Origin of the sequence: Bacillus sp. S2(2019) (genome assembly GCF_005144805.1) — a bacterium.
Taxonomy (GTDB): Bacteria; Bacillota; Bacilli; order Bacillales; family Bacillaceae; genus Bacillus; species Bacillus altitudinis.
This window is the reverse complement of the sequence record NZ_SWFL01000002.1, coordinates 851739-864962: the sequence shown is the minus strand read 5'-3', so window position 1 is coordinate 864962 and position 13224 is coordinate 851739. Positions and strand designations below refer to the sequence as shown.

Here is a 13224-nt window from a genome sequence, read left to right as displayed (position 1 = left end):
CATATGACGACAATAAAAGGTTTTCCAAAAGGATTTTTATGGGGCGGCGCCATTGCCGCCAACCAAGCAGAAGGCGCTTGGAATGTAGATGGAAAGGGCCCATCTGTTGCTGATATTGCGATGTACCGGTCTAATTTGAGTGTAGAAGATTATGAAGGGCATCTAGCTGTTACTTCTGAAAATATAGATCGAGCGATGAAAGACCCAGATGATAAAAAGTATCCAAAACGCAGAGGTGTTGATTTCTATCATCACTATAAAGAGGATTTGGCTCTATTTGCTGAAATGGGTTTTAAAACTCTTCGCATTTCTATTGCATGGAGCCGTATCTTCCCAACTGGAGAAGAGAACGAACCAAATGAAAAAGGACTCCAATTTTACGATCGTGTATTTGCAGAAATGAAAAAACACAACATAGAACCGATTGTGACACTGTCACATTATGAAATGCCGTTAGCACTGAGCGTGAAATATAATGGCTGGGTTGAAAGAAAAGTCGTTGATCTCTTTGTTAAGTTCGCCAATGTATGTTTTGAACGCTATAAACATGATGTGAAATATTGGCTGACCTTTAATGAAATAGATAGTATTCACCGCCACTCTTTTATTACAGCAGGAATTATTCCTGATCGCTGCCCAGAAGGGAAAGAGGAAGAGACGGTTTATCAAGCACTCCATCATCAATTCATTGCCTCTGCACTCGTAACAGCAGATTGTCATCGCATCATACAAGGCAGTCAAGTAGGGTGTATGCTGACAAAATTAACAACGTATCCGCACACTTGTCATCCGAATGATGTGGAGCGGGCATTGAAACAAAACTTAGAAAACTATTTCTATGCAGATGTTCAGGTATTTGGTGAATACCCGCCGCTTATCAAGCGCATGCTTGAGAGAAAAAACATTCATATCCAAATGGAATCAGATGATCTTTCTATTTTAAAAGAAAATACAGTAGATTTTATCTCGTTCAGCTACTATATGTCTTTAACTGAATCAGCTGATGAAGGATTAGAAAAGACGGATGGAAATACCATCCGTGGGGTCAAAAATCCTTACCTTCCATCTACTGATTGGGGATGGCAAATTGATCCGGTTGGTCTGAAAATTTCTTTAATAGAATTATATGATCGGTATCAAAAACCACTGATCATTGTAGAAAACGGCATGGGTGCAAAAGATGTTGTTGAAAGTGATGGATCAATTCACGATGATTATCGTATTAACTATTTCAAAGAGCATTTCCGCCAAATGAGAGAAGCGGTGGAAGAAGGCGTTGACCTCTTCGGATATACGAGCTGGGGCTCAATTGATATTATTAGTGCAGGTACATCACAGATGTCAAAACGATACGGGTTCATTCATGTAGATCAAGATGACGATGGAAACGGTACATTAAAACGTTCTCGTAAAGACTCATTTTATTGGTACAAAAAGGTCATTGAAACAAATGGTGAATCGCTTGATTGAAAAACCACAATCATGAAAACAGGTGATGACGATGTTTAAAATCAAAAAAGTTTTAAACTCGAGTGTGGTTCTGGCTGAAGATCAGAACCAACAGGAGATGGTTCTATTCGGCCGTGGGATTGGTTATGGACAAAAACCAGGTCAAATGATTGAAGAAAAGAAGGCAGATCAAGTGTTTATGTCTGTCGATAACATGAGAGCGAAGGAATTTCTCCAACTATTAGATTCAATGCCACAAGAGTTTATCGATTTAACTCAGCATATTGTTCAATATGCTGAAAAACGCTTAAACTCAAGTCTGAATTCTGGTGTCTATTTTACCTTGATGGACCACTTGAATTTTGCAGTAGAACGGCACAAGAAGAATATTAATATTACAAATCGAGTATACTGGGAAATCAAAAACTACTATACCGAAGAATTTGAAGTAGGTAATTATGCGCTTGAGTTAGTCAACAATACATTGGGCATACAATTACCAAAGGAAGAAGCGGCCAATATCGCTTTCCATTTAATTAATGCGTTAGGTGAAGAGTCCGATTCTAAAGATGGCATGAAGTATGCCAAGATGATCGGAAGTATTGTGAATCTCGTCCGCTATACGTTGAATATGAAAATGGATCAAGAGAATATTCATTACAGCCGATTTATTACACATGTGAAATTCTTTGTTGAAAGATTTTACGCAAATAAATTATTATCAGATCAAGAAAATGAGTTGTTTGAACAAATTGCACACTTGTATCCTCAAGCGATGGATGTAGCTTTCAAAATCAAAGATTATATTAAACAGGTGCATAGTATTGTTATTCCAAATGACGAACTTACGTATCTGGCGGTACATATTCACCGCCTCATTTCTTATCAAGAACTAAAATAAATGTGGACCACTTGCCTTGTAATGAGGCAAGTGGTTATTTGTATTGTATCGGTTTATGTTCCGATAGGTCGTTCTGTTGGGTTAAGATTTGTATCATTTAACGAATTGTAAGACACCGTTTGTCCGAAAACAACGATGGCTAAAGCGAAAATGAGTAAACTCACTTTTTTCATCATAATTCCTCCAATTAAGTGTAGTGTGTTCCAATTGATAGGCATCCTTCAAAAAGAGGTATGCTTGGTGAATTGAACCCAGCTCTTCAAAGTGTTTGGCAGCTAGTGCACTTAATTCACGGGCACCTTCAACATCCTTTAATTCTTTCAGAATACTGATGTCATCGAAACAGGTTTGAGCTTTTTTGGATATGTCTTCAGTGAAATATAGGTGATAGAGAAAATTCATTTTTGCTGTATAGATGGGGTTTCTGTCTATTTCTTGTTTTTGTTTGACCAAGTCAAAATAATAGAGAGCTTGCGACTTTTCATCAATGGAGAGTAGCTCTTTTAGTAACATAAACATGGAGTGTTCGAAATAACAAGATGAAAGGTAGTTATCATCACTAAGAGCCTTTTCTAGGGCATCAATACATTTTTTTGATTCTCCAGCTTCGGCATATAGAATACTGATATTGTGATAAAGCTGTGATGCTAGAAAATGATCGTTTAATTGATTTGAGATGTGTAATGCTTTTGTGTAGTAATTCTCAGCTCTTTTGAAATCGCCAATATCCATGAAGTTGGTGGCTGCGATCACAAAAGCTGCTGCCAGTCTTCTTTCATAGCCATCATGACCTTTGAAAATATCGATAGCATTCTGAATATAATGAAGTGAAATCAGGCTTTGGTGAAGCATCATATATAGGTTTGCGACCTTCGTATGGAATTCTGCTACTTCTATTTCATCAGGAATGTTTTGTAGTTTTTTCTCAGCAATTTTAAACAGTCCGATGGCTGATGCATAGTCTCTGTTATATGAAGCGTAAAGGGCTTTATATAGGTAAAAATAATATTCAATTAAGTCGTTTGTTTTAGAAGGGTATTCTAGCACTGTCGGTTCATTCAGTTTTTTACCTCTTCGTTCATATAACATGAGCTTAAATTTGCCTTCTAGCAATGAATAGTAGGTCAAGACCTCCTGATTCTCTTCCATCTCTTGAAGTAATTCCTTTAATTCTGTGTAGATTGTCTTTGCATTGTGCACATCATGCTTACGAATGGCAATTCGCCAATCATTTAAACGGTTCCCCACCTGTTCAGCTGAAATGATTTTCATGGAAATTTCACCTCTTTAACATCCTTTCGCCTGTTTCAATAAAAAACGATATCACAATTTTTGGTAAAATATAATCGTTTCTGGGAGGTGATTGACAGGAGGTAATAAAAAGGACCTTATGTCATGAGATGTACGTTATTGTATTGATGATTGATTGTTTATTCAAATGAGTAAAATCTTTTTTTGGAAGTCTAAAAACGTGATAGATACTATTAGTTTTAAGTTTATGGTCGAAAATACCATCCAAATATATGAAATAAAGCTTTTTTAGCTATGAGAGAAGAACAATGAAAGGTCGATCTAGAAGGGAAAATCAGTTATGATGTTGCTAGATGATTTTGGAAAAGAAACTGGTAGTTACTGAGAAAGGTGAATATCCAAGACAAGTGTTGACCTTTCAGAAAGGATGTTGAAATGAAAAAAAGATTTCAAATGTTAAACTGGCAAATGACAATTGTGATGACGACGCTTTTACTTGTTTTAGTCACTCTTTATATCTCAAAGAGATACTTTTATAGCAAAGAAATTGAGTTGCTGACAGAATCTTGTCAACAAGAAGACGGCAAAATCATACTAGAAACAAATAGTATGACTATGGATTACTCCTTTGAGTGTAAGAAAAAATAAAACAGGCAGCTTTCTGCCTGTTTGACACCAATTAAAACCCTAAGTTTTGTAACCACTTGTTTAACAAGGCCTCTCGTTTCTCAGCGGTGAAGCGATCGTATTTTCCTAAATTTAAATGGGCTGAAATTTCACCGTCATTCATAAATAAAATTCTTTCAGAGCAAAGGGCCACTTTTGGATCATGGGTGACGAGAAGCAAAGTTGTTCCTTCAGAATTGATTTGTGAAAAAATATCCATGACTTCCTTTGTGGTGCTTGAATTAAGAGCACCTGTGGGCTCATCGGCAAAAAGAATGTTTGGTTCATTCATAAGAGCTCGACAGATAGAGGCTCTTTGGAGCTGTCCTCCTGATACTTCTGATAAATATCTATCAGCTAAATGATCAATATCAAGTTTCTCCATTAGATATTTTGCTCGTTCATTGACTTCTTTTCTCGTCATTTTCTTCGCTAAGTAAGCTGCAGCAATGATGTTATCAAATAGATTGAGGTTTTTTAGTAAGTGGCTGTGTTGAAAGACGAATCCCATCTCTGATAAGCGCAAAGCTGTTAACTGTTTGTCTGTCATTTCTGATAGCAGTTGACCTTTATATTTGATTTCTCCTCTGGAGGATGTCTCTATACCGCTAAGTTGATAAAGCAAAGAGGTTTTTCCGCACCCTGAAGGTCCCATAATGGTGACAAATTCTCCACGTTTAATGGTTAAGTGAATATTTCTAAGAATGGTCTGTTTTTGTCCTTTAAATGAATCAATTTGTAAAGACAATTGTTTCGCTTCAATTAATTGTTCCATGTGAAACATCTCCTTATGAAAGTGTATGACGGCTGATTTTACTAGAAAAAAAGGACTTCAATAACCACGAGATGACAGTTACATTCACCATAAACAGCAGGAGAGGATACACGATCCAAACCCATTTCGGGGCTAACCACTGAAGGCTGGATGCTCCTAATGATGCGCCGCCTGCACTTATCAACGCCGGACCAATAGTATGAACAGCGATTGCTCCAATGAAGGCACCAATAGAGAGAACGACGATAAAACTTGTTAAGTATTGATAGGTTAAATCTTTTTGAGAAAAACCAATCGTCCTTAACAAGTGAGTACGATTTGAATCTTTCGCCCTTAACATGTGCAGAAACATCATTAACATGAGGCTGGCTGTTCCAAAAGCTGCGATGGTTGAAAATAATGCAATCACTTTTACTAGAGATGCGGTGCTTCCTATTGTTTGATGCACATATTCTTTCGTATCTGTCACTTTTGCAGGAGACATATTTGTTTCAAGTGCTGCTTTTTTTCCTGCCATGTCTATTCCTTGTTTTAATTGTATTTGAATGGTTTTCCAAAGGGATGATTGAGGAAAAGGCTGAGATAATGCTTTAGCTGTTTTCCCTCCGTTGGTGACATCTTGATAAATGCCGGTAACCATTTTTTGAACTTGCTGTCCATTTGTGGCGAGAGTGACTTTTTCGCCTATCTTTTTCTGAAGTGAGTCAGCACTTAACACCGATAAAGCAATCTCTTCCTCCTTAAACGGTTCCCTTCCTTGTAAATAGGTGAGAGGGAATGCTGATAGATCACCTGTTTCTAAATAGAGCGTTTCTAGTGTATTCTCCATTGTTTTGGCTTGTAGAGAAGTTGTTTCATAGACGGCAGATGTTTGAATGTCTTGGTCTACGCTAATCATAGACTCTATTTTATTTGTACTTTTCTCTAAATGGTTTCCCTGCCGAATATCAATTCGAAGGTCACTTTTTCCTGAGCCAAGATATGTGACGAAATCGGGTGATTGTAATGTGTACCATAACTGAATCGGCATTAACATTAAAAATGTACAAAGCGCAATAATACAGGTAATTGTTGAATACACCTTTATTCGCGAGAACAGATCTTTCAAACCAAACCAAAAATTGACTGGGAGGAATCTGTTTTTCTGGAGGTGCATAGGAATTTGTTTTTTACGGCTTGGTGAGCTTATGCCGCCTTGAATGGCTTGAGCGGCTGATATTTGACCAAATCTCCTTAGGACAGTATAGCTGAATGAGATGACGATCATTGCCGTCAAAATTGATACCAAAAGCGGGATCACCTGATGAATAAAAGAGAGGCGATTCCCCATATATTGCTGAATATTGGCTGTAAACAAATCACCAAACATGAGCGTCATTAAATATCCTGCTATACACCCTATACAGGCAAGCACAGCATATTTCCCAACGTATAATTGTTTGATTTTTGATAAAGGGATTCCAAGTACTTTTAAGATTCCAATTTCACGTTCATCCTCTTCTATAGCGGCGGTCATAGCGAGACGAAGAGAGAGGAGAGAAATGCTAATGAGTAGAAAGCAGACAAGAAGGAGAATGGCGATCACCATACCATCTGTTAGGGCATTCAGCATGCGAAGCAGGGGTAATGTGACAGCAGGCCCCTGTTGTGGCAGCTCAGATGATTGATAGAGTGATTGAAAAGCATCTGCTTGACCAGCATCATGCAATAAAAATTCAATTAAGTACTCCTTTTTTTGAAACACTTGATTCAGTGCCGCCCAGTCCGCATCATGCAGAAGAAATCTCTTTGAACTGACAAGACTTGGATTCATTTGGGCATCTCGTAAGAACGTTTTGATTTGAAAAGAGAATTGATGAGAGCCTTTTGTAATGAGTAACCTTTCGCCAATCTTTAAGTGGTATTTTTGTTGAAAATAAATAGGGACTGCTACTTCTCCTTTATTTACAGTGAGCTTTTCATTTCGTTCGTTTAAAAGGAAATCAAAATAGCGATTTTGCTTTACAAATAAATGATCCATCACACCCGCTTGAGCAGGCTCCTGCCCGAACTTGATGCTGACATGTTCGATCGGAATCATTGGAACAATTTGATGTGCCTTCACCATCGACTGTTTACTTGAAAATGTATCGACCGCTTTTTCATCTAAGCTCCCATCGTGCATTTGGACAAAGTCTGGTGCTTTGGCTGATTGGAGTAAATCAGAAATGGAACCATTCAACTGGACTGTCATTTGCGCAGCGCTTGTTGCTAAAAATGATGTCATCATGATGCAAAGGGTTAAGCCGATTGAAATGAGACGGTGGCGGGTTAGGTCTTTCTTGATAAACGTCAATCTCATGAGGCTGATTCTCCTTCATGTCGAAGCATATTTTTTGTAAGGAAGGCAAGTGCAAACATCAAGGCACTGACGATTAACACGGTCACATACATGCTGGCGGAAAAAGTGTTGAACAAGAACCCGTACATCATTTGACCGAGCGGTGCAGCACATTGAGAGACCATTGTCAGATTGGCCATGACTTTTCCTAATTGAGCATTGGGTGTTTTCTTTTGCACATGTGAGATGACAACGATCGAAATCATGGTGAGCAGCATGGCAATTGGGAGACACCCTGCTAAAAAGAGAAAATAGGCTGGAAATGTCCCAAATTGAAGAGCCACCTTGGATGTTGAAAAAGCAACAGGTAGCAAAATGACTGCGATGACGAGCAGCCAGCGATACAAAGTAGGAATGCGCCAATGTTTCGCTACAAGCCCAACTAGCAGGGCGCCTGCGATGACGGCAAACTCAATGATGCCCATTCCTATTCCATACATGATGTCACTGCTTTTCATTGTGACCCTTAAAATAATGGGACCTCCAACGATAAAAAATGGTGTGAGGATGAAATTTAGCAACGCTGCAAGCAGCATGGCTCTTTTTAAAAATGGCTGGCTTCCGATATAGGAAAATCCTTGTTTCATATCTTTCAAGAGTACTTTGGTCATCGGTTCTGCGAGTGGGCTAGGTGAGAAAGAGATATTTAACCGTAAAAGCATGCACGCTGATAGAAAAAATACAATGCTGCTAGCGCCTATGATGACCTGGCTCCCAATGAGTCCGTATAAAACGCCGCCAATGATAGGAGCGACAACACCTGAAAGGGCCTGCACGCCATTCACGATGCCATTCGCTTGTTCTAATTTTTCTTCTTTCACTAGCTGAGGAATACTGGACATCACAGCAGGAGCATAAAACGTACTCATGACACCAAGGAGAATCATGACGGCTCCAATCATATAAAGTGAATCATGACCTGAAAATAACCAGAAATAAAAAGCCAGAATCATAATGCCAGTAAGAACATCAAATAAAATCATCAAATTTCTTCTGTTAAACCGGTCAGCCATTGCTCCTGCTAATGGCGAAAGGAGGAGCGGGATATTGGATAAAGCGAAAAGCAGAGCATATAAATCAACACGATGTGTCATATCCAAGACGTGTAAAGATAGAACAAAACGAATCAAGGAAGACCCGAAAACGGAAATAATTTGCCCGAGAACGAGATAAATAAAATGGGTGGAGCCATTTTTGGCTGATAACGACATGAAAATCACTCTCCTTTTAGACCGACCGTCAGTCTATAATGTATGCAGGATTGGTATTGAAGTGACCAATCACTGATTATTGTCTTCCGGTTCTCCAGTTAAACGTTGGAGAAGGAAGGAGAAACTTCCCTTTTCTGCATGTAAAGAGGCTTCAAGGATTGCGATAAATGCTAGCGCCCGTTGTATGCTTTCCGCTGTGGTCCATTGGAAAAGTCCCTCATCAAAGATAACCTGTGCAGAAGCGAGAAGAAATTCGACCGTCTCTTGCGGATAATCCGTTTGAAATATCCCTTCTTCTACCCCTTGCTGAATGACTTCTGCTAAAACGGGTGATAGCTCTGTAATGGCTTTGATCAAGCTTTTTTGATGCATCTCTGCATTAGCAGGCTGATGAAATTGTTCGATCATGCCTTCTTTATGGCTGCCCTGTTTAGGAGATTGTGCCATGATGATGCGAAATAATTTATCAACCACTGAGATATCTGGATCAGCGGCAATACGCTTTGCCTCGATGATATCTGCTTTTATGATCCGGTCAATGATTGCATCCATCACTTCTTCTTTGGAAGTAAAGTAATAATAGAATGTGCCTTTTGCAATGCCAACGGCTTTGAGGATGTCAATAATTGTGGTTTGCTGATAGCCTTTGGTTGAAAAAAGCTTCTCTGCTGCATTCAAGATGTCATTTTTGCGTTCCTCAGGATGTTTAACGGTTCTCATAAAGCCATCCTTTCTTTTGACTAGACTGTCGGTCGGTCCCTTGATTTGATTAAACACTTTTTGGCGTATCTTTGTCAACGGCTGTTTTTTTAAGCTTTGCATTTATTGTGCAATGACACTATGATACATTGAATGAAAACCCCTTCAGGAGAGATGCTGAATGCAATTTTTAACCAGTGAATTGGCTCAAGAGATGGTTGAACGTACGATGCATATTTTACATCAAAACATCAATGTCATGAATGCAGATGGTGTCATTATTGGGTCTGGTGAACGAAAAAGGATTGGACAAGAACATGATGGAGCACGTCTAGTGCTGTCAAGCGGAGATAGTGTGGAGATTGATCAGGAGACGTCCCGCCGCTTAAAAGGCGTGAGACCTGGAATCAATCTGCCTATTTGCTTTCGGGAACAAGTTGTTGGTGTCATTGGGATTACGGGTGAGCCAGAGGACATTCGTCATCATGCCGAGCTGGTGAAAATGGCAGCTGAGCTCGTATTAGAGCAATCTTTTCTGCTTGAACGCTTCCAGTGGCGGCAGCGAATAGAGAGTGAAATTGTGAATCAGCTCATCTCCGAGTCTGACATGGGTGATCATCAGCTGAAACACCGTGCTGACTGGCTTGGAATGGTTTTAGACAAGCGGCGAATGGCTATTGTTTTTCAGCCGATTCCATCGTCTGAGGACACTGTACACAAAATGATGCATGCCATTCAATACGATAAGAATGCGGATGATTTACTAGGCATGACCTTCCGTCATGAATTGATCCTGTTAAGACAGCCGATATGTGACCATCAATTCAAGCATGTGATCGAACAGCTGCAACAAACAATGGCAGGTGCAGTTGATGGACAAGTGCTAGTGGGTGTAGGAACTGTCGCTGAGGACATGAGTCAATTACCGTTGTCCTTTCAGCATGCGAGAGAGGCCCTGCGGTTAGGAAAGGTGCTCCATCCAGAGGAAAGCATATATGTCTTTGAATCTTATCAGCTTGAAAGCTTGTTTATAAAAGCGAGAGCCGCCAAAGAGGGCAAACGGTGGAGTGATTTTTATCATCCGCTGATACAAGAAATGGAGCTCGTTCAAACGTTAAAGGTTTACATTGAAGAGGGCGGGGATTTACAAAGAATCGTTGATCGTCTATTTATTCACCGCAATACACTGCGATATCGTTTAGATAAAATCCAGGCATTGACCGGAAAAGACCCTCGTCATGTGAAACAGTTGATGGAGCTGTACATAGCACAATTGGACAATCAACTGTCTTAATTGTGCATTTGCACAACTAGATTGAGAAATAAATAAAAGAAGTTCATTTAGATTCACAACTCGATCCCAATGAGTAAACGCTTACAATTAAGAAAAGACAATCAGGAGGGATGGAGAATGGGTGGAGATGTGACAGTAAGTACATTAGGCGCATTGACTGCGCTTGTGATCGCTATTGTTCTCATTTTAAAAAAAGTATCACCTGCTTATGGCATGCTGGCAGGCGCATTTATTGGCGGTTTGGTTGGCGGTGTAGATATTGTGCAGACCGTGAACGTCATGATGGAAGGCGCAAAGGACATGATTCCGGCTGTTCTTCGAATCATGGCGGCAGGTGTACTGGCAGGGGTTTTAATCGAGTCGGGTGCAGCATTATCTATTGCTGAGGCCATCGTCAAAAAGCTTGGAGAGGCGAGGGCACTTTTAGCACTCGCACTTGCAACAATGATTTTAACAACGGTGGGTGTTTTTGTAGATGTAGCAGTCATTACAGTAGCACCAATCGCACTTGCCATTGCCAAGCGTGCAAAACTTTCTAAAACGGGGATTTTACTTGCGATGATTGGAGGAGGGAAGGCGGGGAATATCATGTCACCGAATCCGAATGCCATTGCAGCCTCTGATGCTTTTGGTGTCCCGCTTACTTCCCTGATGGCGGCAGGTGTCATACCGGCTATTTTCGGGATAGCCGTCACGTATGTATTAGCCAAAAAGCTTGCGAATAAAGGGACACCAGTTCTGGAAGAGGGAGCAGACCAAGGCGAGGTTCAAGTACCTGGTTTTCTACAAGCGCTTGTCGGCCCACTTGTGACCATTCTCTTGTTAGCCTTGAGACCGTTGTTTCAAATAAATATTGATCCAATGATTGCCTTACCAATAGGCGGAATTGTTGGCGCTCTTTTCATGAAAAAAGGGAAGTTTCTCAATGATTATGCGATGTCAGGGCTGCATAAAATGTCAGGTGTAGCGATCATGTTACTAGGTACAGGCACATTAGCTGGAATTGTATCGAATTCTTCCATGAAAGAGGTATTTATTCAAGCGCTTGACGCTTCGGGATTACCTCCTTACTTGCTTGCACCAACGTCTGGAATTTTTATGTCGGCAGCCACAGCTTCGACAACTGCAGGGACGGCAGTTGCAAGTGGTGTATTTAGCGGAACTCTTATTGGTCTTGGTGTATCTGCCCTTTCAGGCGCAGCTATGATTCACGCTGGCGCAACTGTGCTAGACCATATGCCGCACGGAAGCTTTTTCCATGCAACGGCGGGAAGTGTTCAAATGGATATAAAAGAACGGTTGAAATTAATGCCCTTTGAATCGTTAATTGGTTTGACATTAACTGTGGTATCGACCATTATCTTTGGTATTTTCCAGCTGTTCGGCTGAGGATTTAATGAGAAACGAGGGGTTTTTGGATGAAAATTGTGATCGCACCAGATTCATTTAAAGAAAGTTTATCTGCTTATGAGACAGCATGTGCCATTGAACGAGGATTTCGCTCTATTTTGCCAGATGCAGAATATATGAAAATCCCAATGGCAGATGGAGGAGAAGGCACAGTTCAATCGTTAGTGGATGCGACAGGCGGGAAGATTGTCCAGCAAGTGGTCACGGGTCCGCTTGGCAAACCTGTGGATGCCTTTTTTGGTATGTTGGGAGATGGTCAGACAGCTGTCATAGAGATGGCAGCAGCATCAGGATTACATCTTGTCCCGCCAGAAAAACGGAACCCCTTATTCACGACGTCTAGAGGGACAGGAGAATTAATGCTTGCAGCGCTGGATAAAGGAGCGAAGCATTTAATCATTGGGCTTGGCGGAAGCGCAACAAATGATGGCGGCGTTGGCATGATGCAAGGTTTAGGCGCTTCTTTTCTCGATAAAGCAGGCCAAGACCTCACGCCGGGCGGTGGATCACTGAATCAATTAGCTTCTATTGATCTATCTCGATTGGATCCAAGATTGCGATCAGTCCGTCTGGAAGTGGCGTGTGATGTGGATAATCCTTTAACGGGTGAAAGAGGAGCGTCTGCTGTGTTCGGTCCTCAAAAGGGAGCAGATACAGAAATGGTTCAACTGTTGGACAAGAATTTATCTCATTTTGCACAAGTGGCTAAGCAGCATCTTCATGTCTCCTTTGGTGAGACGGCAGGTGCAGGAGCGGCAGGAGGACTGGGCGCGAGTTTATTAGGCTTTTTACAGGCTGATCTGCAAAAGGGAATCGATATTGTACTGAAAGCCGTACATTTTGCTGACGTACTAAAGGACGCTGACCTAGTCATTACAGGGGAAGGCCGGATTGATCAGCAGACCATTTACGGAAAAACGCCGATCGGTGTAGCCAAAGCTGCGAAACAATATGGACTCCCTGTCATTGGCATCGCTGGGTCTCTCTCAAAAGACAGTGCAGTCGTACATGATCATGGCATTGATGCACTTTTTAGTATTGTCCCTGGCGTCACGACTCTGGCTGAAGCCATTCATGATGCTAGTGTGCATGTAGAGAGAACAGCGCGGAATATTGCGGCCGTCATGACATTTGGAAGAGATAAGTAAATGATGAAAAATGTTTCCTTTTCTATCACATTTCTTTCTA

10 protein-coding genes are annotated in these 13224 nt (G+C 40.8%); 5 read left to right on the top strand and 5 right to left on the bottom strand.

What is annotated here, in order from left to right; genetic code table 11:
* Window positions 1-3 precede the first annotated feature (3 nt).
* Window positions 4-1470, top strand: a complete 1467-nt coding sequence (locus FBF75_RS09510; RefSeq protein WP_017368396.1) for a glycoside hydrolase family 1 protein — start codon at window positions 4-6, stop codon at window positions 1468-1470.
* Between the two features lie 31 nt (window positions 1471-1501).
* A complete protein-coding gene (locus FBF75_RS09505) occupies window positions 1502-2350 on the top strand; it encodes a PRD domain-containing protein (RefSeq protein ID WP_008347382.1) in 849 nt (282 codons plus the stop codon).
* 93 nt (window positions 2351-2443) lie between these two features.
* On the opposite strand, the gene FBF75_RS09500 is transcribed toward FBF75_RS09505, so the two are convergent.
* The 5 genes from FBF75_RS09500 to FBF75_RS09475 all read right to left on the bottom strand — a co-directional run bounded on the left by FBF75_RS09500 (window position 2444) and on the right by FBF75_RS09475 (window position 9353).
* Window positions 2444-3622: a response regulator aspartate phosphatase gene (locus tag FBF75_RS09500; RefSeq protein ID WP_025208279.1), complete on the bottom strand. Its 1179-nt coding sequence runs from the start codon at window positions 3620-3622 to the stop codon at window positions 2444-2446.
* Between the two features lie 658 nt (window positions 3623-4280).
* On the bottom strand, window positions 4281-5042 hold the full coding sequence (locus FBF75_RS09490; RefSeq protein ID WP_136944670.1) for an ABC transporter ATP-binding protein: 762 nt from the start codon (window positions 5040-5042) through the stop codon (window positions 4281-4283).
* A 13-nt stretch (window positions 5043-5055) separates the two neighbouring features.
* Window positions 5056-7383, bottom strand: coding sequence for an FtsX-like permease family protein (locus FBF75_RS09485; RefSeq protein ID WP_099496976.1), 2328 nt, complete (start codon window positions 7381-7383; stop codon window positions 5056-5058).
* Window positions 7380-8633 carry an MFS transporter gene (locus FBF75_RS09480; protein ID WP_099496975.1) on the bottom strand — a complete coding sequence of 418 codons (1254 nt, stop codon included), beginning with the start codon at window positions 8631-8633 and terminating at the stop codon, window positions 7380-7382. The genes FBF75_RS09485 and FBF75_RS09480 overlap by 4 nt, the downstream gene beginning before the upstream one ends.
* 69 nt (window positions 8634-8702) lie before the next feature.
* Window positions 8703-9353, bottom strand: a complete 651-nt coding sequence (locus FBF75_RS09475; RefSeq protein ID WP_008347371.1) for a TetR/AcrR family transcriptional regulator — start codon at window positions 9351-9353, stop codon at window positions 8703-8705.
* 160 nt (window positions 9354-9513) lie between these two features.
* On the opposite strand from FBF75_RS09475, the gene FBF75_RS09470 reads away from it, so the two are divergent.
* The 3 genes from FBF75_RS09470 (at window position 9514) to FBF75_RS09460 (ending at window position 13184) form a co-directional block, all read left to right on the top strand.
* Window positions 9514-10626, top strand: coding sequence for a CdaR family transcriptional regulator (locus FBF75_RS09470; RefSeq protein ID WP_048001209.1), 1113 nt, complete (start codon window positions 9514-9516; stop codon window positions 10624-10626).
* 117 nt (window positions 10627-10743) lie between these two features.
* Entirely contained in the window at window positions 10744-12015 is a 1272-nt protein-coding gene (locus FBF75_RS09465; RefSeq protein ID WP_099496974.1) for a GntP family permease, read from the top strand.
* A gap of 29 nt (window positions 12016-12044) precedes the next feature.
* The gene (locus FBF75_RS09460) at window positions 12045-13184 is read left to right on the top strand and encodes a glycerate kinase (protein WP_136944669.1); all 1140 of its coding nucleotides are present in this window, start codon (window positions 12045-12047) and stop codon (window positions 13182-13184) included.
* Window positions 13185-13224 lie beyond the last annotated feature (40 nt).

Bases quoted from the DNA above. Each gene is read 5' to 3' on its own strand.
- FBF75_RS09490 (WP_136944670.1), bottom strand. From the start codon at position 5,042: ATGGAACAATTAATTGAAGCGAAACAATTGTCTTTACAAATTGATTCA.
- FBF75_RS09465 (WP_099496974.1), top strand. From the start codon at position 10,744: ATGGGTGGAGATGTGACAGTAAGTACATTAGGCGCATTGACTGCGCTT.
- FBF75_RS09500 (WP_025208279.1), bottom strand. From the start codon at position 3,622: ATGAAAATCATTTCAGCTGAACAGGTGGGGAACCGTTTAAATGATTGG.
- FBF75_RS09510 (WP_017368396.1), top strand. From the start codon at position 4: ATGACGACAATAAAAGGTTTTCCAAAAGGATTTTTATGGGGCGGCGCC.
- FBF75_RS09485 (WP_099496976.1), bottom strand. From the start codon at position 7,383: ATGAGATTGACGTTTATCAAGAAAGACCTAACCCGCCACCGTCTCATT.
- FBF75_RS09460 (WP_136944669.1), top strand. From the start codon at position 12,045: ATGAAAATTGTGATCGCACCAGATTCATTTAAAGAAAGTTTATCTGCT.
- FBF75_RS09475 (WP_008347371.1), bottom strand. From the start codon at position 9,353: ATGAGAACCGTTAAACATCCTGAGGAACGCAAAAATGACATCTTGAAT.
- FBF75_RS09480 (WP_099496975.1), bottom strand. From the start codon at position 8,633: ATGTCGTTATCAGCCAAAAATGGCTCCACCCATTTTATTTATCTCGTT.
- FBF75_RS09505 (WP_008347382.1), top strand. From the start codon at position 1,502: ATGTTTAAAATCAAAAAAGTTTTAAACTCGAGTGTGGTTCTGGCTGAA.
- FBF75_RS09470 (WP_048001209.1), top strand. From the start codon at position 9,514: ATGCAATTTTTAACCAGTGAATTGGCTCAAGAGATGGTTGAACGTACG.